Source organism: Pseudomonas sp. 18-147 (assembly GCF_051048045.1).
Taxonomy (GTDB): Bacteria; Pseudomonadota; Gammaproteobacteria; order Pseudomonadales; family Pseudomonadaceae; genus Pseudomonas; species Pseudomonas aeruginosa.
The window spans coordinates 1,974,501-1,994,730 of the sequence record NZ_CP182296.1; the positions used below are offsets into that span (position 1 = coordinate 1,974,501).

The 20,230-nt window shown below is 67.6% G+C and carries 16 protein-coding genes; 10 read left to right on the forward strand and 6 right to left on the reverse strand.

Annotated features, from left to right (window positions below):
- Positions 1-165: 165 nt before the first annotated feature.
- From ACM0M4_RS09535 to ACM0M4_RS09550, 4 genes are all read left to right on the forward strand, one after another.
- The gene (locus ACM0M4_RS09535; protein ID WP_003091621.1) at positions 166-465 is read left to right on the forward strand and encodes a hypothetical protein; all 300 of its coding nucleotides are present in this window, start codon (positions 166-168) and stop codon (positions 463-465) included.
- A gap of 125 nt (positions 466-590) precedes the next feature.
- On the forward strand, positions 591-1,403 hold the full coding sequence (locus tag ACM0M4_RS09540) for an SDR family oxidoreductase (RefSeq protein WP_003091619.1): 813 nt from the start codon (positions 591-593) through the stop codon (positions 1,401-1,403).
- A 232-nt stretch (positions 1,404-1,635) separates the two neighbouring features.
- Positions 1,636-2,058: a hypothetical protein gene (locus ACM0M4_RS09545; protein WP_003091617.1), complete on the forward strand. Its 423-nt coding sequence runs from the start codon at positions 1,636-1,638 to the stop codon at positions 2,056-2,058.
- Entirely contained in the window at positions 2,055-2,384 is a 330-nt protein-coding gene (locus ACM0M4_RS09550; RefSeq protein WP_003111657.1) for a YnfA family protein, read from the forward strand. The genes ACM0M4_RS09545 and ACM0M4_RS09550 overlap by 4 nt, the downstream gene beginning before the upstream one ends.
- Before the next feature lie 78 nt (positions 2,385-2,462).
- On the opposite strand, the gene ACM0M4_RS09555 is transcribed toward ACM0M4_RS09550, so the two are convergent.
- Entirely contained in the window at positions 2,463-2,750 is a 288-nt protein-coding gene (locus ACM0M4_RS09555) for a hypothetical protein (RefSeq protein WP_003091615.1), read from the reverse strand.
- A 166-nt stretch (positions 2,751-2,916) separates the two neighbouring features.
- Here ACM0M4_RS09555 and ACM0M4_RS09560 point away from each other — a divergent pair, with 166 nt between their 5' ends.
- Entirely contained in the window at positions 2,917-3,300 is a 384-nt protein-coding gene (locus tag ACM0M4_RS09560; protein ID WP_003091614.1) for a hypothetical protein, read from the forward strand.
- Positions 3,301-3,368: 68 nt separating this feature from the next.
- Entirely contained in the window at positions 3,369-7,715 is a 4,347-nt protein-coding gene (locus ACM0M4_RS09565) for a DEAD/DEAH box helicase (RefSeq protein ID WP_034070682.1), read from the forward strand.
- A gap of 7 nt (positions 7,716-7,722) precedes the next feature.
- Here ACM0M4_RS09565 and ACM0M4_RS09570 read toward each other — a convergent pair whose 3' ends face one another.
- A complete protein-coding gene (locus ACM0M4_RS09570) occupies positions 7,723-11,202 on the reverse strand; it encodes a PAS domain-containing hybrid sensor histidine kinase/response regulator (protein WP_003117605.1) in 3,480 nt (1,159 codons plus the stop codon).
- A gap of 265 nt (positions 11,203-11,467) precedes the next feature.
- Between ACM0M4_RS09570 and ACM0M4_RS09575 the strand changes: the two genes are divergently transcribed.
- The 4 genes from ACM0M4_RS09575 to ACM0M4_RS09590 all read left to right on the forward strand — a co-directional run bounded on the left by ACM0M4_RS09575 (position 11,468) and on the right by ACM0M4_RS09590 (position 17,287).
- Positions 11,468-12,055, forward strand: coding sequence for a GNAT family N-acetyltransferase (locus ACM0M4_RS09575; RefSeq protein WP_012613851.1), 588 nt, complete (start codon positions 11,468-11,470; stop codon positions 12,053-12,055).
- Positions 12,056-12,121: 66 nt separating this feature from the next.
- Positions 12,122-12,976, forward strand: coding sequence for an AraC family transcriptional regulator (locus tag ACM0M4_RS09580; RefSeq protein ID WP_012613852.1), 855 nt, complete (start codon positions 12,122-12,124; stop codon positions 12,974-12,976).
- Positions 12,977-13,072: 96 nt separating this feature from the next.
- Entirely contained in the window at positions 13,073-15,238 is a 2,166-nt protein-coding gene (locus ACM0M4_RS09585) for a TonB-dependent receptor family protein (RefSeq protein ID WP_003091606.1), read from the forward strand.
- 174 nt (positions 15,239-15,412) lie between these two features.
- Entirely contained in the window at positions 15,413-17,287 is a 1,875-nt protein-coding gene (locus tag ACM0M4_RS09590; RefSeq protein ID WP_023128709.1) for an MFS transporter, read from the forward strand.
- A gap of 60 nt (positions 17,288-17,347) precedes the next feature.
- Here the strand turns inward: ACM0M4_RS09590 and ACM0M4_RS09595 are convergent, their stop codons facing one another.
- The 4 genes from ACM0M4_RS09595 to rdgC form a co-directional block, all read right to left on the reverse strand.
- Positions 17,348-17,557: a cold-shock protein gene (locus ACM0M4_RS09595; RefSeq protein WP_003091604.1), complete on the reverse strand. Its 210-nt coding sequence runs from the start codon at positions 17,555-17,557 to the stop codon at positions 17,348-17,350.
- 214 nt (positions 17,558-17,771) lie between these two features.
- Positions 17,772-18,086, reverse strand: coding sequence for a quaternary ammonium compound efflux SMR transporter SugE (gene sugE / locus ACM0M4_RS09600; protein WP_023115145.1), 315 nt, complete (start codon positions 18,084-18,086; stop codon positions 17,772-17,774).
- Positions 18,087-18,225: 139 nt separating this feature from the next.
- Complete coding sequence (locus ACM0M4_RS09605) at positions 18,226-19,152, reverse strand: bile acid:sodium symporter family protein (RefSeq protein ID WP_016852625.1); 927 nt, start codon at positions 19,150-19,152, stop codon at positions 18,226-18,228.
- Between the two features lie 86 nt (positions 19,153-19,238).
- On the reverse strand, positions 19,239-20,159 hold the full coding sequence (gene rdgC / locus ACM0M4_RS09610) for a recombination-associated protein RdgC (protein ID WP_003091601.1): 921 nt from the start codon (positions 20,157-20,159) through the stop codon (positions 19,239-19,241).
- Positions 20,160-20,230: the final 71 nt, after the last annotated feature.

A 20,230-nucleotide genomic window follows, 5' to 3' on the forward strand; every position in this document is an offset into this window, starting at 1 on the left:
GCTCGGGCCCCGTCCGGCGGGCGGGGCTCGTTTCCGCAGGATGTTACCCGCGTCATGAAATTGCCTGGTGGATGTCCGGGCGGGCCGCCCAGCTTGACCCAGGGCACAGATCGCATGGCGGCATCTGGCTATGCTGGTCCCTCGGAAACGCTCTGGGAGGGACTGATGATCGGCTGGGGACGTGCCTGTATTGGCGTCGGGGGGCTGCTGTTGCTGGGCCAGTTGCTGGGGGGCGCCCTGCTGCTCGCGGACGACGGCGAAGCGACGCTGGCGGTCGAACACTTCTGGCAATTCGTCTTCCTGATCCCGGCGATCCTGGTGGCACTGGGAATGTTCGTCCTGCAGCATCACGTGGGTTCCTTCGCCCAGTTGTACCGCCGGCGTCTCGATGGCGCCTCCTACCTGCTGGTTTCCTGCGGCATCGCCCTGGTCCTGGGCAAGCTCTGCGTCCTGCTGCTCGCCTGAGCCCCTCGCGCGGCCCGGCATGTCCGGGTTTGCCCGAGGCATTCAGCTTCCTGATTTAGCCGGAGGGCGCTGAAACCCTTGGTTACACTGGCCTTCATCACACGAACAGGAAGGCAGGACCCCCTATGCAAAACCGCATGATGATCACCGGTGCCGGCTCCGGGCTGGGGCGCGAAATCGCCCTGCGCTGGGCGCGTGACGGCTGGCGCCTGGCGCTGGCCGACGTCAACGAGGCCGGCCTGGCGGAAAGCCTGAAACTGGTGCGCGAGGCGGGTGGCGATGGCTTCACCCAGCGTTGCGACGTACGCGACTACAGTCAACTGACCGCGCTGGCGCAGAGCTGCGAGGAGAAGTTCGGCGGCATCGACGTCATCGTCAACAACGCCGGGGTGGCCTCCGGCGGCTTCTTCGGCGAGTTGTCCCTGGAGGACTGGGACTGGCAGATCGCGATCAACCTGATGGGCGTGGTCAAGGGCTGCAAGGCCTTCCTGCCGTTGCTGGAGCGAAGCAAGGGCAAGATCGTCAACATCGCCTCGATGGCGGCGTTGATGCAGGGCCCGGCGATGAGCAACTACAACGTGGCCAAGGCCGGGGTGGTGGCGCTTTCGGAAAGCCTGCTGGTAGAGCTGGCGCTGGTCGAGGTCGGCGTCCATGTGGTCTGTCCTTCGTTCTTCCAGACCAACCTGCTGGACTCTTTCCGCGGCCCGAGCCCCGAGATGAAGCACCAGGTCGGCAAGTTGCTGGAGAGTTCGCCGATCAGCGCCGCCGACATCGCCGACTACATCCACGCCGAAGTGGCCAAGGGCAGTTTCCTGATCCTGCCCCACGAGCAGGCGCGGATGGCCTGGAGGATCAAGCAGCAGAATCCCCAGGCGATCTATGACGAGATGACCGCGATGGCCGGCAAGATGCAGGCCAAGCGTCAGCGCCAGGCCTGAGTGGAAATGGCTGCAGGCCAGCAGGGGCGCGGCTTTGCACCATTGCGGTGCGGCGCAGATAGTGCTTGCCCAAGGCGGTGCGATCGAGTAGCTTGAGTCACCGGCCTGCCTGCCGAAGTACGTTGGACCCCACAAGAAGCCTCGCTCATTTGCGAGGCTTTTTGCTTTTCCGCCCTCGCGCCCTGTGCTAGAAGGCTGCCTCTGCGAGTCCGTTCTGTTCTGGAGTACCCCTGTGGAGTCTGAATCCATCGTCTATGGCTGCATCCGCGACTGGCCGGGCGATTCGATGGAGCGGCGCATGCGTCGTGCCGCCAACCGCCGCGTGCTGGACAGCCTGCCGGGCGGCGAGGCCTGGCCGTTCCTCGGACGCGAGATGTTCAGCCGCTGCGAGCAGTCCGGGGCCGGGCTCTACCAGACCCAGATCATCCACTTCGGTGCCAGCTACCAGGCCATCGAATACGAGTGGAGCCTGTGGGTCGAGCAGTTCGAGGCGTTGCTCAGGCGCCTCTACTGGGCCAGCGCGGTGGTCCACCTGGAGACCGAAGTGAACGGCAGCCATACCTTTCGCTGGGAGTCCGAGCGTGGCTTCCATACCCCCCAGGAGAGCGACCTGCAGGTCCGCTGCGCCTGGGAGCGGGAGGGCGGGCGGCGGTGATCAACTACTTCTGGTTCGTCCTCGCGGCGTTCTGCGAGATCGCCGGCTGCTACGCTTTCTATCTCTGGCTGCGGCTGGGCAAGAGCGCCCTGTGGGTGCTGCCCGGCCTGCTCAGCCTGACCCTGTTCGCCTTGCTGCTGACCCGCGTGGAGGCCAGCTACGCCGGCCGCGCCTATGCCGCCTATGGCGGCATCTACGTCGCCGCGTCGCTGTTCTGGCTGGCTTTTGTCGAGCGCTCGCGGCCGCTATGGAGCGACTGGCTGGGCGTGGCCTTGTGCGTGGTCGGTGCCAGCGTCGTGCTGTTCGGCCCGCGCCTGTCTCAGTGACTCAGGCGGGGTGGGTGGCGCGCCCGTCACGGGCGCCGGACCCCGCCGTCCCGGGCCGCCGCACCCCGAACCGGCGGATCACTGCGAAGTGTTGCGCTGTACGTCACCTTTTTCCTGATCCAGTTCCTTGAGCATCTGCGCGTAGGCATCGCAATCGCTCGGCCGGTTCTGTTCCGAGCGGGCTTCCTGGCGCTGGCGCAACTGCTCGTTGAGTTCCCTGGCCCGTTGCGGGTTCTTCTGGGTGATCGAGGCGACCTTGGTGGCGACTTCCTTGCCCATCTTTTCCGCCTCCGCTTCGGAACAGGCGAAGACCGGCGTGGCGACCAGCAAGGCGCAGGCGCTGGCGAGGGCGAAAAGCGGTTTCATGGCGTACTCCTGTGGGGTGGTCCTGAGCGGTGGAGCCCGGTCGAGCCGACAAAGTTCAGCCGCAACGCCGGACGGCGACCGATTCGAACCCTCGCGGCGGGTTGCGGGTCGCACGCATAGAGAGGGTGCGAAGGACCCTCGTTGCTTATGCCGCAGGAGGTATGCCATGACTCACGATTGGGATCTGGTCGAACGGTTGCTGCTGGAGGTCCGGCAGTCCGCCCATGAGAACTTCGCCCCGCGCGCCCATGCCGAACGCCTGGCCGAGGAACGCTCCCAGGCCGGGCAGCGGGTCGGCGACATGGATGCGTTGAAGCAGAAGGCCGCCGACTACGAGGCGATCCTGCTGGAGGGCGGCTTCATCGAGCCGCGTCCGGAAGAGCAGGGCGGCAATGGCGAGAACTTCGTCCTCACGCCGCGCGGCGAGCGCCTGCTCGGCCTGATCGGCGGCGAGACGCCGAAGGCCGCCGAGGCTCGCCGGCTGCTCGAGGAGAACGGCAGCGAAGCGCTGCACGCCGAGCGCTTCGACCGTTTCGTCGCCGGGCTCTGAAACTGCGCCCGACGGGCGATCGGCGGGGCTTGTGAGTCGCCCGCGGCGCCACCATAGTGCGGAGCATGATGCCTATTTCATCCTCTTCCGCCCGCCGCGCCGAGCCGGCTCCGCGGCCCCTGGCGGAGTTCCATCCCGCCGTCCGCCAGTGGTTCGAACGCCACTTCGCCGCGCCCACGCCGGCCCAGGTCGAGGCCTGGCCGGCGATCCGCGAGGGGCTTTCGACCCTGGTCGCCGCGCCCACCGGTTCGGGCAAGACCCTGACCGCCTTCCTCGCCGCCATCGATGCCCTGGTGGTGGAGGGGCTGGCCGCCGGCGGCGAGTTGGCGGATGCTACCCAGGTGGTCTATGTCTCGCCGCTGAAAGCGCTGTCCAACGACATCCGCATCAACCTGGAGCAACCGCTGGCTGGCATCCGCGAGGAACTGGCGCGTCTCGGCCTGCCCGACGTCGATATCCGTAGCGCGGTGCGCACCGGCGATACGCCGCAGGTCGAACGCGGAGCGATGCGCAAGCGCCCGCCGCACATCCTGGTCACCACGCCCGAATCGCTGTACATCCTGCTCGGCTCGGAGTCGGGCCGGCAGATGCTTGCCGGGGTGCGCAGCGTGATCGTCGACGAGATCCATGCCCTGGCCGGCAGCAAGCGCGGCAGCCACCTGGCGCTGTCGCTGGAGCGCCTGCAGGCGCTGTGTCCGCGACCGCTGCTGCGGATCGGGCTGTCCGCCACGCAGAAACCGATCGAGAAGGTCGCGCGCTTCCTCGTCGGCGCCAGCGGCAATCCGCGCGATCCGGCCTGCCGGATCGTCGACATCGGCTATACGCGCCCCCGCGACCTGGGCATCGAGGTACCGCCGGTGGCGCTGGAAGCGGTGATGTCCAACGACACCTGGGAGCTGGTCTACGACCGCCTGGCGCACCTGGCCGGCGAGCACCGCACCACCCTGGTGTTCGTCAACACCCGGCGCATGGCCGAGCGGGTCACCCGCTTCCTCGCCGAACGCCTCGGCAGCCGCCAGGTGGCGGCCCACCACGGCAGCCTGGCCAAGGAGCTGCGCCTGGATGCCGAGCAGCGCCTCAAGGCCGGGCAATTGAAGGTACTGGTGGCGACCGCCTCGCTGGAGCTGGGCATCGATATCGGCGACGTCGAGTTGGTCTGCCAGTTGTCGTCGCCGCGCTCCATCGCCGCCTTCCTGCAACGGGTCGGGCGTTCCGGGCACAGTGTCGGCGGCACCCCCAAGGGCCGGTTGTTCCCGACCTCCCGCGACGACCTGGTGGAATGCGCGGCGCTGCTCGACAGCGTGCGCCGTGGCGAGCTGGACAGCCTGGTGCTGCCACGCCAGCCGCTGGACGTGCTGGCGCAGCAGATCGTCGCCGAAGTGGCCTGCCAGGAGTGGCGCGAGGACGACCTCTATCGCCTGGTGATCCGCGCCGAACCCTACGCCGGGCTGGAGCGCGAGCGCTTCGACGAAGTCCTGCGGATGCTTGCCGAGGGCTACCACTCACGCCTCGGCGTGCGCGGCGCCTATCTCCATCGCGATGCGCTCAACGGCCTGCTCCGTGGCCGCCGTGGCGCGCGGCTGACCGCGCTGACCTCGGGCGGGACCATTCCCGATACCGGCGACTACAGCGTGCTGCTGGAGCCGCAGGGCCTGCTGGTGGGAACGGTCAACGAGGACTTCGCGGTGGAGAGCCTGGCCGGCGACGTGTTCCAGCTGGGCAACACCTCGTACCGGATCATCCGCATCGAGCCGGGACGGGTACGGGTCGAGGACGCCCAGGGCCAGCCGCCGAACATTCCGTTCTGGCTGGGTGAGGCGCCGGGGCGCAGCGACGAGCTGTCGGCCAGCGTGGCGCGCCTGCGCGACACCCTCGACGAGCTGCTCGGCGAAGGCCAGGCATTGCCGGAAGGGCAGCGGCTGGAGCCAGCCATCGCCTGGCTCGGCGCCACCCTCGGGCTGGACGATGGCGCCGCGCGGCAGATCGTCGAGTACCTGGCCCGCGCCCGCCAGGCCCTGGGTGGCCTGCCCGGGAGCCGGCGGCTGGTGATGGAACGCTTCTTCGACGAATCCGGCGGCATGCAACTGATCATCCACAGTCCCCACGGCAGCCGCCTCAACCGCGCCTGGGGCCTGGCGCTGCGCAAGCGTTTCTGCCGCAGCTTCAACTTCGAGCTGCAGGCGGCGGCCACCGAGGACGCGATCATCCTCTCGCTGTCCACCAGCCACAGCTTTCCCCTCGACGAGGTCTGGCGCTACCTGCATTCGGCGAGCGCCGAGCACCTGTTGGTACAGGCCGTGCTCGACGCGCCGCTGTTCGGCGTGCGCTGGCGCTGGAACCTGACCACCTCGCTCGGTTTGCCGCGCTATGCCGGCGGTCGCAAGGTGCCGCCGCAACTGCTGCGGATGAAGAGCGAGGATCTGCTGGCCAGCGTGTTCCCCGACCAGGTGGCGTGCCTGGAGAATATCGTCGGCGAGCGCGAGGTGCCCGATCACCCGCTGGTGGCGCAGACCCTTGACGACTGCCTGCACGAGGCGATGGATTGCGAGGGCTGGCTGGCCCTGCTGCGCGACATGGAGAGCGGCGCGGTGGACTTGCTGGCGCGCGACCTGCCGGCGCCTTCGGCGTTGGCGGCGGAGATACTCACCGCGCGTCCCTACGCCTATCTCGACGATGCGCCGCTGGAGGAGCGGCGTACCCAGGCGGTACAGAATCGCCGCTGGAGCGATCCCGAGTCCGCCGACGACCTCGGCGCCCTGGACCTTGAGGCGATCGAGGCGGTGCGTGGCGAGGCCTGGCCGGAAGCGCGCAACGCCGACGAGATGCATGAGGCGCTGAACAGCCTGGGCTTCCTCACCTCGGGCGAGGCCGAGGCCAATCCGGGCTGGGGGGAATGGCTTGCGCAACTGTCGGAGCAACGCCGCGCCGGACGCCTGGACTGCGCAGGCAGCACTCTCTGGCTGGCGGCGGAGCGCCTGCCGGCGATGCGCCTGGTGCATCCCGCGGCGAAGGTACCCGACGCTTTCCAGGCGCCTCGCGGCTATCCGCCGCCGGACTCGGCGGAAGCGGCGACCGTGGAGCTGACCCGCGCCCGCCTGGGTGGCTTCGGGCCACGCACGGCCGGGCAGTTGGCGGCCGACCTGGGCATCGGCCTGGCCGACCAGCAGTACGCGTTGGCCGCCCTGGAGCGCGAAGGCTATGTGCTGCGTGGCCGCTTCAGTCCTGGCGCGACGGAAGAGGAGTGGTGCGAACGCCATCTGCTGGCGCGCATCCATCGCTATACGGTGAAGCGCCTGCGCCGGGAAATCGAGCCGGTGCAGCGCGCCGATTTCATGCGTTTCCTGTTCGACTGGCAGCGCCTGGCGCCGGGCACCCGTGGCCGGGGTGCGGAGTCCCTGGCTACGGTGGTCGAGCAGCTGGAAGGCTTCCAGGCCGCGGCGGCCGCCTGGGAAAGCGAACTGCTGGCAGCGCGGGTGGCCGACTACGCCAGCCATTGGCTGGACCAGCTGTGCCGTTCCGGACGCATCGTCTGGGCGCGCCTGGCCGGACGCAGCAAGGCCGCCGGCGGTCCGCTGCGCAGCGCGCCGATCGTGCTCCTGCCGCGCCGCGAGCTGGGGCTCTGGAGCGTCCTGCAGCGCGACGCGCCGGAGCCGGAACTGTCGCCGCGCGCGGCCAGGGTACTGGAGGTGCTGCGCGAGCAGGGTGCATCGTTCTTCGACGAACTGAGCCAGGATGCCCACCTGCTGCGCAGCGAGCTGGAGAACGCCCTCGGCGAGCTGGTCTCGGTCGGCCGGGTCAACGCCGACAGCTTCGCCGGGCTGCGCACCCTGCTGATGCCGGCGGACAAGCGCAGCCGCCAGGAGCGCCGCTCGCGCGGCCTGCCGGGCGGCATGCAGGACGCCGGGCGCTGGGCGCCGCTGCGCCGGGCGAAGGCGGAAGAGGCGGGGCAGCGTTTGCCGGCGGAGGTTCTCGAACATGTCGCCCGGACCTTGCTGCGGCGCTATGGGGTGGTCGCCTGGCGCCTGCTGGAGCGCGAAGCCGACTGGCTGCCGCCGTGGCGCGAGTTGCTGCGCGTCTACCATCGCCTGGAAGCGCGCGGCGAGATTCGCGGCGGGCGCTTCATCGCCGGCCTGGCCGGCGAGCAGTTCGCCTTGGCGGAAGCGGTCGGCCTGTTGCGCGAGGTGCGCAAGCGACCGCCGGACGGGGCGATGCTGGTGGTGTCGGCGGTCGATCCGTTGAATCTGGTCGGCGGCCTGCTACCCGGCGAACGGGTGCCGGCGGTGACCGGCAACCGCCTGCTCTATCGAGACGGAGCGCCGCTGGCGGCGCTGGTAGCCGGCAAGGTGCGGATGCTAGCGGAAGTCGACGGCGAGACCGCGCAGCAGATCCGTGCGCTGCTGATCCGCCGTCACTGAGGCCCGCTCAGCGCAGGCTCAGATGGCGGCTGAGCAGGGCCCGCAACGCGGCCGGCTTGACCGGCTTGGACAGGTAGTCGAGGCCGGCGGCGTGGATCTCCGCCACCAGTTCCGGCCGCGCGTCGGCGCTGATCACCACGCCCGGCACCGGCTCGCCCAGGCGCGTGCGCAGCCAGGCCATCAATTGCGTACCGGTCTCGCCGTCGTCCAGGTGATAGTCGATCAACGCCAGTTGCGGGCGCATCTCGCTGTCCAGCAGCGTGGCGCATTCCTCGCGGCTGCGCGCGGTCCAGACCTGGCAGCCCCAGCGGCTGAGCAGGCTGTTCATGCCGGCGAGGATGCTGTCCTCGTTGTCCACGCAGAGCACCTGGGCGCCGTTCAGCGCCTGCGCCGGTTCGGCCTTGTGGCCGTTGGCCAGGGCCGGCGGCGCCTGCCGCGCCAGCGGTACGCGGACGCTGAAGACGCTGCCCTTGCCCGGCCAGGAACGTACTTCCAGCGGATGGCCGAGGACCTTGCAGAGCCGGTCGGCGATCGCCAGGCCGAGACCGAGGCCTTTCTCCGCGCGGGTCTGGTGGCTGTCCAGGCGCTTGAACTCTTCGAAGATGACTTTCTGCTTGTCCGGTGGGATGCCCGGCCCCTGGTCCCAGACCTCCAGGCGCAGGTAGCCGTCCTCGCGGCGCACGCCGAGCAGCACGTGGCCCTTGGCGTAGCGGAAAGCGTTGGTCAGGAAGTTCTGCAGGATGCGCCGCAGCAGCTTGATGTCGCTGTCCACCCGCAGCTGGCTGCCGCGCAGGCGGAAATGCAGGCCCTGTTCCTGGGCCAGCGCCTTGAACTCGACGCCGAGGGCATCGTAGAGGTTGTTCAGCGGGAATGGGTTGCGTTCGGCGCTGACCCGGCCGCTTTCCAGGCGCGAGATGTCCAGCAGGTCGGTGATCAGGTCCTCGGCGGAACGCAGCGACGAGTCGAGGTGCTGCACCAGGTCGCGGACCTCGCCGGGCAGCGCGTCCTGGTGGGCGAGGGCGGCGGAGAACAGCCGCGCGGCGTTCAGCGGCTGCATCAGGTCGTGGCTGACGGCGGCGAGGAAGCGGGTCTTCGACTGGTTGGCGGCCTCGGCGTTGCTCTTCGCCTCGCTGAGTTCCTGGTTCAACTGCGAGAGTTCCTGGGTACGCTCCTGGACCCGCTGTTCCAGCGACTCGTTGGCGCCCTTGAGGCCCTGTTCGGCCTCGCGGTAGGCAGTGATATCGGTGAAGCTCATGACGAAGCCGCCGCCGGGCATCGGGTTGCCGATCAGCTCGATGACCCGGCCGTTGGGGAACAGCCGCTCGGAGGTGTGCGGAGTGCCCTGGCGCATCCAGTACAGGCGCTTGGCCACGTGCATGTCCGGATCGCCGGGCCCGCACAGGCCGCGATCAGCGTTGTAGCGGATGATGTCGGCGATCGGCCGGCCGACGTAGATCAGCCCGTCCGGGTACTCGAACAGCTCCAGGTAGCGGTGGTTCCAGGCCACCAGGCGCAGCGACTGGTCGACCACGCTGATGCCCTGGGTGATGTTCTCGATCGCGCCCTGCAGCAGGGCGCGGTTGAATTGCAGCACCTCGGAGGCTTCGTCGGCGATCCGCACCACGTCCTCCACCTGCATCTCGCGCCCTTCGATGGCGGCCTTCACCACCGCCCGCGCCGAGGACGCGCCGAGGACCCCGGCGAGCAGGCGCTCGGTGTGCGCGATCCACTCGTTGTTGGCGGTCTGGTTCGGGGTGAAGCCCTTGCCCTGGCGGTAGGCGAAGCGGATGAAGCTTTGCCGCGCGCGTTCCTCGCCGACGAAACGCGCGGCGAGCATCAGCAGGTCTTCCACCTGCACCGCGAGCATGAAGCGCGAGTTCTGCCGCTGGGAGATCTCCTGGCCGATGAAGCGGCTGGCCTGCCAGTGCTCGGACACGCGGGTGCGCGAGAGCACCGAGACCAGGCCGAACAGGGCGAAGTTGCCGACCAGCGAGATCAGCACGCCCTGGGTCAGCGGCTCGATCGGCAGGCCGAAGGGATTGCTTGCCAGCCAGGTCAGGCCGGGGATGCGCTCCAGCGGCCAGCCGAGGCCCTTGGCCACCACCGGCAGGACCAGCGTATAGGCCCACAGCAGCGAGCCGGCGGCGAGGCCGGCGAAGACCCCGCGGCGGTTGGCCTGTTTCCAGTACAGCGCGCCGATCATCGCCGGGCCGAGCTGGGCGATGGCGGCGAAGGCGATCTGGCCGATGGTCGCCAGGCTGGCGCTGGAGCCGAGCAGGCGGTAGGCCACGTAGGCGAGCAGCAGGATCACCGCGATGCTCACCCGGCGTACGGTCAGCAGCCAGTGACGGAAGGCCTCGAAGGGCCGTTCGGTGTCCTTTTCCCGGCGTCGCAGCAGCCACGGCAGGAGCATGTCGTTGGAGACCATGGTCGACAGCGCGACGCTGGCGACGATGACCATTCCGGTGGCGGCCGAGGCGCCGCCAATGAATGCCAGCAGGGCCAGCGCCGGGTGCGCCTCGGCCAGCGGCAGGCTGATGACGAAGGAGTCCGGCATTACCCCGGCGGGCAGGTGCAATTGGCCGGCGAGGGCGATCGGCACCACGAACAACGCGGCCAGCACCAGGTAGATGGGGAACACCCAGCGCGCCAGGTTGAGGTCGCGCGGCTCGATGTTCTCCACCACGGTGACGTGGAATTGCCGCGGCAGGCACATGATCGCGGTCATCGCCACGCCGGTCTGCAGCAGCATCGCCGGCCAGTGCACGGTCTCTTCCCAGTAGTCGGCCAACTGCGGCGCGGCGCGGGCCTGGGAGAAGAGATCGGCGAAGCCGTCGTAGAGGCCGAAGGTGACGAAGATGCCCACGGCGAGGAAGGCGGTGAGCTTGACCAGCGACTCGAAGGCGATGGCCAGGACCATGCCGCGGTGGTGTTCGGTGACATCCAGGCTGCGGGTACCGAAGACGATGGTGAACAGCGCCAGCACCAGTGACACGATCAGCGCCGTGTCCTGGGCGCGGGTACCGGTGGAGTCGGCGCCGGAGCCGATCAGCAGGTTCACCCCGAGGACGATGCCTTTCAGTTGCAGGGCGATGTAGGGCAGCACGCCGACCATGCAGATCAGCGCCACCACCACCGCCAGCGCCTGCGACTTGCCGTAGCGGGCGGCGATGAAGTCGGCGATGGAGGTGATGTTCTCCTGCTTGCTGATCATGATCATCTTCTGCAGCACCCAGGGCGCGAACAGCATCAGCAACACCGGTCCGAGGTAGATCGGCAGGAACGACCAGAGCTGGTCGGTGGCCTGGCCGACCGCGCCGAAGAAGGTCCAGCTGGTGCAGTACACTGCCAGGGAGAGGCTGTAGACCCAGGCGCGCAGGCGGGGTGAGAGCGGGGTGCGGCGACGGTCGCCATAGAAGGCGATGGCGAACAGGATGGCCATGTAGACCAGGGCGACCACGGCGATCAGCCCGATGGACAGCGACATGCGAACTCCGATGATGTCCCCGCGTGAAGCTGGCGTGAGGCGGGGGTCTTGCTTTCGCGCCAGTTTCGCACTTGTCGGCCCGCGCGTCAGGCCGCCTGCGACCAAGGTCGCACGCATGCTTGAGCCGGACGCGCGGAGTTGGTAGCGTGCCGGGCTGCGTGAGCGCGGACGGCCCCGGCGGCCGGCTGTCCGTTCATCGTAGCCGGTTTCGGCTGCGGCACTAAACGCGGCCGCTACGCTCTGATGGGAGCGGAGTTTTGCGTCGATGTCGAGGAGGGCGCCCATGTTCAAGCCGCTACCGATCACCCTGCAGCGCGGAGCCTTGCGTCTCGAGCCGCTGGTGGAAGCGGACATTCCCGAGCTGGTGAGCCTCGCCGAAGCCAACCGCGAGGCGCTGCAGTACATGGACGGACCGACGCGGCCGGACTGGTACCGCCAGAGCCTCGCCGAGCAGCGCGAGGGCAGGGCGTTGCCGCTCGCCGTCCGCCTCGGCGTGCAACTGGTCGGGACCACGCGCTTCGCCGAGTTCCTTCCCGCCTTGCCGGCCTGCGAGATCGGCTGGACCTGGCTCGACCAGGCCCAGCACGGCAGCGGCCTGAACCGCATGATCAAGTACCTGATGCTCAAGCATGCCTTCGACAACCTGCGCATGGTCCGCGTGCAGCTCAGCACGGCGGCGAGCAACCTGCGCGCCCAGGGCGCCATCGACAAGCTCGGCGCGCAGCGCGAGGGCGTGCTGCGCAACCACCGGCGGCTGGCCGGCGGGCGGCTAGACGACACCTTCGTCTACAGCATCACCGACCACGAATGGCCGCAGGTCAAGGCGGTGCTGGAAGCCAGCTTCACCGGCTGAAGCCGGTTCCGTCGCTCCTGCGGTATGCTGGGCGGCCCGTCCGGACGGGCGAACGAGGAGACGGCAGTGCCGGACGAGACGAGCGGAGAACACACGCATTTCTGGCGCGCCGCCGAACTGGGCGGCGTCGAACTGCTGCACGCGCGCTATGTGGAGCAGCGCTTCGCGCCGCACGTGCACAGCAGCTTCGCCCTGGTCATCATCGAGCAGGGCGCGCAGCGCTTCCGCCATCGTGGCGGCGAGCACCTGGCCCCGCTGGGCAGCATGGTGCTGATCAACCCCGACGAAGTGCACACCGGCTCCAAGGCCCATGATGCCGGTTGGCTCTATCGCGGCTACTACCCGGAAATGGAACAGATCGACGGGATTCTCGACGAGCTGGAAATCCATCATGGCGGCGTGCCGCGCTTCGCCGACAGCGTGATCCACGACCAGCCCCTGGCACGCGCCTTCGTCCACTTGCACCGCCTGCTGGCCGAGCATGCCGACAGCCTGGAAACCCAGACCCGCTGGCGTGAGACGGTGCTCGCCCTGTTCCGTCGCCACGCCCGCCTGCCAGAAGCGCCGAAGGCCGGGCAGGAGCCGTTGCCGGTGGCCCGTGCCCGCGAACTGCTGGCGGCGCGGTTGCTCGATCCGCCTTCGCTGGAGGAACTGGCGGCGGCGGTCAATCTGTCCCCGTTCCATTTTGCCCGGGTCTTCCGTCGCGCCACCGGCATGCCGCCCCACGCCTGGCTCAGGCAGCGCCGCCTGGAGCAGGCCAGGGCACTGCTCAAGAGCGGCCGGGCGCCGCTGGAGGTGGCCCTGGAGCTGGGCTTCGCCGACCAGAGCCACCTCGGTCGCCAGTTCAAGCAGGCCTACGGCGTGGCACCGGGTGAATACCGCTCGGCCTGCGCGCGCTCATCCTTGACGATCTACGAATAAGTCAAGCTCACATTTGCAAATCATTTGTATTTACGTTCTTTACGATTTGCCGTAATTTTGCGCCCCACTTTTTCCTGCGTCCCTGGGGGAGCCTCGATGTCGTCCGTGAGTTCGTTGTCGCGCCTGGCCGTCGCCATCGCGCTGGGTGTGTCCATGCAGGCGGCGCAGGCCGAAGAGGAAGCCAAGGAGCTGGGCACGGTCACCGTGGTCGGCGACTGGCTGGGCGAAGCCGACCAGGCGGTGGTGCAGAACCATCCCGGTGCGCGCAGCGTGGTGCGTCGTCGGGAAATGCTCGAGAGCGGTGCGCAGAACGTCCGCGACGTGCTGCGCAAGGTGCCCGGCGTGCAAGTGCAGGACAACAACGGTACCGGCGGCAGCGACATCTCCCTGAACGTCGGGGTGCGTGGCCTGACTTCACGCCTGTCGCCGCGCTCGACGGTGATGATCGACGGCGTGCCGGCGGCGGTGGCGCCCTACGGCCAGCCGCAGCTGTCGATGATGCCGCTGTCCATCGGCAACCTGGAGAGCATCGACGTCGTGCGCGGCGCCGGCTCGGTGCGCTACGGCCCGCAGAACGTCGGCGGGGTGATCAACTTCGTGACCCGGGCGATTCCGGAGAAGTTCTCCGGCGAAATCGGCACCACCATCGAGCATGCCGGCCACGGCGGCTGGAAGAAGCTCAACCAGGCGTTCCTCGGCGGGACCGCCGACAACGGCCTGGGCGTGGCGCTGCTGTATTCCGGGGTGAAGGGCGCCGACTACCGCGACGGCAACAACGACAACGATATCGACGACGTGCTGCTCAAGACCCATTGGCAGCTCACCGACAGCGACCAGTTGGCGGCCAACTTCCACTACTACGACGCCTACGCCGATATGCCGGGCGGCCTGACCCAGGCGCAGTACGACGACGATCCCTTCCAGTCGGTGCGCGACTGGGACAACTTCCGTGGTCGGCGCAAGGACTTCTCGCTGAAGTACACCCGCCAGGTCGACGACCTCACCCAGTTCGAGGTGCTCACCTACTACAGCGACAGTTTCCGCGGCAGCAGCATCGCCGCGCGCAACCTCAGGACCATCACCTCGTACCCGCGCGACTACCATGTGTTCGCGGTGGAGCCGCGGGTCTCGCGGATCTTCTTCGCCGGCCCGACCACCCAGGAGATCGGCATCGGCTACCGCTACCTGAAGGAAGCGATGAACGAGCGCGCCAGTCAGCTGGCCCTGGTCGACAATGTGCCGACCGTGCGTCCCGGCTCGGACGGCCATACCTACCAGGACCGTACCGGCGGTACCGAGGCCAGCGCCTTCTACATCGACGACAAGATCGATGTCGGCAACTGGACCATCACCCCCGGCATCCGCTTCGAGAAGATCGACAGCGACTGGCGCGACCGCCCGGTGCTCGGCCTGAACGGCAAGCCGGTGCAGGAGAAGAAGCGCAGCAAGGACTACAACGAACCGCTGCCGGCGCTGAGCCTGATGTATCATTTGAGCGACGAGTGGAAGCTGTTCGCCAACTACTCCGAATCGTTCGGCAGCCTGCAGTACTTCCAGCTCGGCCAGGGCGGCAGCGGCAACGATACCGCCGCCGGCCTGGAGCCGGAGAAGGCCAAGACCTACGAACTGGGCACGCGCTACGACAACGGCAGCTGGGGCGGCGAGATCACGCTGTTCTACATCGACTTCGACGACGAGCTGCAGTACGTCAGCAACGACGTCGGCTGGACCAACCTCGGCGCCACCAAGCACCAGGGCATCGAGACTTCCGGCCACTATGACTTCGCCGCTCTCGATCCGCGCCTGGACGGCCTGTCGGTCTACGGCAGCCTCACCTATACCCGCGCCACCTACGAAGGCGACATTCCCTCCTTCAAGGGGCGCGACCTGCCGCTCTACTCGCGCCAGGTGGCCACCGCCGGGGTGCGCTACGAGGTCGACCGCTGGACCTACAACCTCGACGCCTTCGCCCAGTCCATGCAGCGCGCGCCAGGGCTGAGCACCGACAGCCAGGGCAACTTCACCCACAACTACATCACCGAGCCCAGCGCCGACGGCCAGTACGGCGACATTCCCGGCTACGTGACCTGGAATGCCCGCGTCGGCTACGACTTCGGCCCGCAGGCGTCGAACCTGAAGCTCGGACTCGGGGTGAAGAACCTGTTCGACAAGCAGTATTTCACCCGCTCCAGCGACAACAATTCGGGAATCTACGTGGGTCAGCCGCGAACGCTGTTCATGCAGGCCAGCGTCGGTTTCTGAATATTCGGATGCGACTTGGCGCATCGTCCGACGACAGGCGTCCTGCGGTAACGCGGACGCCTGTTCTATGATGGGCGCGGAATTTCCATCGGAACGCTGTGGCCTGATCCGCGGTCCATGCAGTCCAATCGATGACGGGCTTCCTTTCGGCGGCCACGCAAGGTAACAAGGACGATGACCCAACATTCGCAATTCGCCCTGCTGGGCAAGCGGCGTTTCCTGCCGTTCTTCATCACCCAGCTGCTCGGCGCCTTCAACGACAACATCTTCAAGCAGTCGCTGATCCTCGCCATCCTCTATCACCTCAGCGTCAGCGGCGACCGCAGCCTGCTGGTCAACCTCTGCGCACTGCTGTTCATCCTGCCGTTCTTCCTGTTCTCGGCACTGGGCGGACAGTTCGGCGAGAAGTACAACAAGGACGCGCTGATGCGCGCGCTGAAGCTGGCCGAGGTAGGCATCATGCTGGTCGGCGCTGCCGGCTTCGTCTTCGGCAGCCTGCCGCTGATGTTCGTCGCGCTGTTCGCCATGGGCACCCACTCGGCGCTATTTGGCCCGGTGAAGTATTCGATCCTGCCCCAGCACCTGCACGAGGACGAACTGGTCGGCGGCAACGCGCTGGTGGAGATGGGCACCTTCCTGGCGATCCTGGCCGGCACCATCGGCGCCGGCGTGCTGATGTCCCATGCGCATTACGCGGCGGCGGTGGCCACCGCGGTGGTGCTGGTGGCCGCCTGCGGCTACCTGGCCAGCCGCGGCATTCCGCGAGCGGCGGCGGCGCTGCCGGGGTTGAAGCTCGACTGGAACATCTTCGCCCAGTCCTGGAGCATCCTCCGCCTGGGGCTCGGCCAGCGCCCGGCGGTCTCGCGCTCGCTGGTGGGCAACTCCTGGTTCTGGTTCCTCGGCGCGGTCTACCTGACGCAGATCCCGACCTTCGCCAAGGAATGGCTGCACGGCGACGAAAGCGTGGTGACCCTGATCCTCACCGTGTTCTCGGTGGGCATCGCGCTGGGCTCGATGCTTTGCGAGAAGCTTTCCGGTCGCAAGGTGGAGATCGGCCTGGTGCCGTTCGGCTCGATCGGCCTGACCGTCTTCGGCATCCTCCTCTGGTGGCACGCCGGCGGCATTCCCCCAGGCGAGGTGCCCTACGACTGGCTGGCGGTGCTGCGCCACCATGAGACCTGGGCGGTGCTGGCCGACATCCTGTTCATCGGCATTTTCGGCGGCTTCTATATCGTACCGCTGTACGCCCTGATCCAGGCGCGCACCGACGAGGACAAGCGGGCCCGGGTGATCGCCGCCAACAACATCCTCAACGCCCTGTTCATGGTCGCCGCTGCGCTGGTCTCGATCCTCTTCCTCAGCGTCGCCAAGCTGTCGATCCCGCAGCTGTTCCTCGCCCTGTCGCTGATGAACGTCGCGGTGAACGTGTACATCTTCAAGATCGTCCCGGAATTCACCATGCGCTTCCTGGTCTGGCTGCTCAGCCACACCATGTACCGGGTCCGGCATGTGAACCTGGAGGCGATCCCGGACGAGGGAGCGGCGGTGCTGGTGTGCAACCACGTCTCGTACGTGGACGCGCTGCTGATCGCCGGCTCGATCCGGCGGCCGGTGCGCTTCGTCATGTACTACAGGATCTTCTCGCTGCCGGTGCTCAACTTCGTCTTCCGCACCGCCGGCGCGGTGCCCATAGCGGCGCGCCACGAGGACGAAGGGATCTACGAACGCGCCTTCCAGCGCATCGCCGACTACCTGAGGGACGGGGAGCTGGTGTGCATCTTCCCTGAAGGCAAGCTGACCGCCGACGGCGAGATGAACGAGTTCCGCGCCGGGATCGAGCGGATCATCGAGGAAACCCCGGTTCCGGTGATCCCCATGGCGCTGCAGGGCCTGTGGGGCAGCTTCTTCAGCCGCGACCCGAACAAGGGCTTCTTCCGCCGCCTGTGGTCGCGGGTAAGCCTGGTGGCCGGCGAATCGGTGGCGCCGGGGGCGGTGGAGCGCCTCGACCTGCAGGCGCGGGTGACGAGCTTGCGCGGCGAAGCTCGCTGATCGATCCGCAGAAACGAAAAAGCCCCGGCGATGCCGGGGCTTTTTTTGGCGAACTACAAGTTAGATAACTTGTACTTCGTCGGCTTGCAGGCCTTTCTGGCCGTTGACGACCACGAAGGAAACCTTCTGGCCTTCCTGCAGGCTCTTGAAGCCGGTGCCCTGGATGGAACGGAAGTGAACGAACAGGTCGTTACCGCTTTCCGGGGTGATGAAGCCGAAGCCTTTGGCGTCGTTGAACCATTTTACGGTGCCGTTCTGACGATTCGACATGGTGTAACTCCTGAAACAAAGTTGATTGCGGCGACGGAAATATCCGAGCCGGTAGGTACTGAGTTGCAAAGAGTACGAGGAGCCGAGGCGATGAGCGGACCGAGATCTACCACACCAGGTCACGATTCACTGTGACCCAAGCAAGCACAGTGGTCGCAGAGTACGCGATAAAACTGCGGAAAGCGATACCCCTCGGAGCATATTCGATGGATGTCTAATGGCTCAGCTTGAGGCCGACCAGTCCGCAGACGATCAGCGCGACGCTGGCCAGGCGCAGCAATGCCATGGATTCGCCGAACAGGACGATCCCGGCGATTACTGTGCCGACCGCGCCGACCCCGGTCCAGACGGCATAGGCGGTGCCCAGCGGCAGGTGCTTCATGGCCAGGCCGAGCAGGCCCAGGCTGACCAGCATGGCGAGCACCGTGAGGACCGTGGGAAGCGGCTTGCTGAAGCCTTCGGTGTATTTCAGACCAACGGCCCAGCCCACTTCGAACAGGCCGGCGAAAAACAGGATGATCCAGGACATGGCGATCTCCAGGGCAACGGGTGGCGGGGCCGTCCCCATTCGATCACCGGCCGGAGGCGGGTGGTGAGGTCGTCCTCACTGCGTGCGGTATTTTGCATGGTTCATCGGTCGGGACAAGGCTTCCCGACCGGGACCCAGTTCAACGCGGCGTACGCCGGAACAGGGCGGCCAGCAGCGAACCGGAGAGATTGTGCCAGACGCTGAACAGCGCGCTGGGCACCGCTGCCAGGGGCGAGAAATGGGCGTTGGCCAGCGCCGCGCCGAGCCCCGAGTTCTGCATGCCGACTTCGATGGCCAGGGCCTTGCGCTGTGCCAGCGGCATGCCGGTCAGCTTGCCGGTGAGATAGCCGAGCGACAGGCCGAAGCCGTTGTGCAGCATCACCACGGCCATGATCAGCAGGCCGGACTCGGCGATCCGCGCCTGGCTGGCGGCCACCACCGCGGCGATGATCACCACGATGCTGAATACCGAGACCAGCGGCAGCACCTCCGCCACCTGCCGGGTGCGCTCGCCGAGCAGGCGCTGTGCCAGCAGGCCGAGGGCGATGGGCACCAGCACCACCTGGAGGATCGACAGGAACATCGCCGCGAACGACACCGGCAGCCAAGCCGAAGCCAGCAGCCAGACCAGCGCCGGCGTGACCAGCGGGGCGAGCAGGGTGGTCACCGAGGTGATCGCCACCGACAGGGCGACATCGCCACGGGACAGCCAGGTCATCACGTTGGAAGCGGTGCCGCCGGGGCAGCAGCCGACCAGGATCACGCCCACCGCGATCTCCGCCGGCAACTGCAACAGGCGGCAGAGCAGCCAGGCCAGGCCGGGCATGATGACGAACTGGGCCAGCACGCCGATCAGCACCCGTATGGGGTGCCGGGCGACCTCGCGGAAGTCTTCGCCCTTGAGCGTCAGGCCCATGCCGAACATCACCAGGCCGAGCAGCGGCGCGATGGCGACGGTGAGCGGGAGGAACCAGGCCGGCCGGAAGAAGGCGAGGATGGCGAACAGCAGGACCCAGAACGGGAAGCTGGCGCTGACGAAACGGCTCAGGGCGGTCAGGGCACGCATGGGCTTTCCTTGTTATTGGACGGCCGCCAGTCTGCCATGCCGGGCGCGACTCTCCCAGCGGCGGGCGCCGCCGGGAGAGCGGGGCGTCAGACGCCCTGGGGGATTTCTTCGCCGCCGAGGGCCTCGAAGAGCGCCGGAAGGAATTCGGCGAAGGTCAGCATCATCAGGGTGAAGCTGGCATCGAGCTGGCCGAGGGCGTCTTCGCCGCCGTCCTTTTCCGCCTGCTCCTGCAGCAGGTCTTCGAAGCGCAGGCGCTTGACCGCCAGCTTGTCGTCGAGGACGAAGGACAGCTTGTCCGACCAGGCCAGGGACAACTGGGTGACCAGCTTGCCGGCGGTGAGATGCAGCTGGATTTCCTCGCTGGTCAGGTCCTGGCGCTTGCAGCGGACCACGCCGCCATCCTCGTGGGTGTCGCGCAGCTCGCATTCGTCGAGCACGTGGAAGTCGCCGGCGGCTTCCTGGGTCTTGACCCAGTCGGTGAGGGTCGCGGTCGGCGCGACCTTCACGCTCAGCGGGCGTACCGGCAGGGAGCCGAGCGCTTCGCGCAGCGTCGAGAGCAGGTCTTCGGCCTTCTTCGCGCTGGCCGAGTCGACCAGGATCAGGCCGAGGCTTGGCGCGATCGCGGCGAAGGTGCTGGAGCGGCGGATGAAGGCGCGCGGCAGCAGGGTCTGGACGATCTCGTCCTTCAACTGGTCGCGTTCCTTCTTGTAGACCTTGCGCATCTGCTGGGCCTCGATCTCGTCGACCTTTTCCTTCAGTGCGTCACGCACGACGCTGCCCGGCAGGATGCGCTCTTCCTTGCGTGCCGAGATCAGGAAGAAGTCCTGGCTGACGTGTACCAGCGGTGCGTCCGGGCCTTTGCCGAACGGCGCGGTGAAGCCGTAGGTGGTCAGCTCCTGGCTGGCGCAGGGGCGGGCGGGTTTTTCGCCGAGGGCTTTCTCGAGGGAATCGGCATCCAGTTGCAGATCCTGGGTGAGGCGGTAGACGAGCAGATTGCGGAACCACATGGGGTCGTTCTCTCCGGGCACAAAGGACCCATTATTCCGCCGCTGGCGGCTCAGGCCAACCCCGGTCCGTC

Coding starts and splice junctions, on each gene's coding strand:
- ACM0M4_RS09565 (WP_034070682.1), top strand. CDS start 3,369: ATGCCTATTTCATCCTCTTCCGCCCGCCGCGCCGAGCCGGCTCCGCGG.
- ACM0M4_RS09535 (WP_003091621.1), top strand. CDS start 166: ATGATCGGCTGGGGACGTGCCTGTATTGGCGTCGGGGGGCTGCTGTTG.
- ACM0M4_RS09570 (WP_003117605.1), bottom strand. CDS start 11,202: ATGTCGCTGTCCATCGGGCTGATCGCCGTGGTCGCCCTGGTCTACATG.
- ACM0M4_RS09560 (WP_003091614.1), top strand. CDS start 2,917: ATGACTCACGATTGGGATCTGGTCGAACGGTTGCTGCTGGAGGTCCGG.
- ACM0M4_RS09540 (WP_003091619.1), top strand. CDS start 591: ATGCAAAACCGCATGATGATCACCGGTGCCGGCTCCGGGCTGGGGCGC.
- rdgC (WP_003091601.1), bottom strand. CDS start 20,159: ATGTGGTTCCGCAATCTGCTCGTCTACCGCCTCACCCAGGATCTGCAA.
- sugE (WP_023115145.1), bottom strand. CDS start 18,086: ATGTCCTGGATCATCCTGTTTTTCGCCGGCCTGTTCGAAGTGGGCTGG.
- ACM0M4_RS09605 (WP_016852625.1), bottom strand. CDS start 19,152: ATGCGTGCCCTGACCGCCCTGAGCCGTTTCGTCAGCGCCAGCTTCCCG.
- ACM0M4_RS09595 (WP_003091604.1), bottom strand. CDS start 17,557: ATGTCGAATCGTCAGAACGGCACCGTAAAATGGTTCAACGACGCCAAA.
- ACM0M4_RS09575 (WP_012613851.1), top strand. CDS start 11,468: ATGTCGAGGAGGGCGCCCATGTTCAAGCCGCTACCGATCACCCTGCAG.
- ACM0M4_RS09585 (WP_003091606.1), top strand. CDS start 13,073: ATGTCGTCCGTGAGTTCGTTGTCGCGCCTGGCCGTCGCCATCGCGCTG.
- ACM0M4_RS09555 (WP_003091615.1), bottom strand. CDS start 2,750: ATGAAACCGCTTTTCGCCCTCGCCAGCGCCTGCGCCTTGCTGGTCGCC.
- ACM0M4_RS09590 (WP_023128709.1), top strand. CDS start 15,413: ATGACCCAACATTCGCAATTCGCCCTGCTGGGCAAGCGGCGTTTCCTG.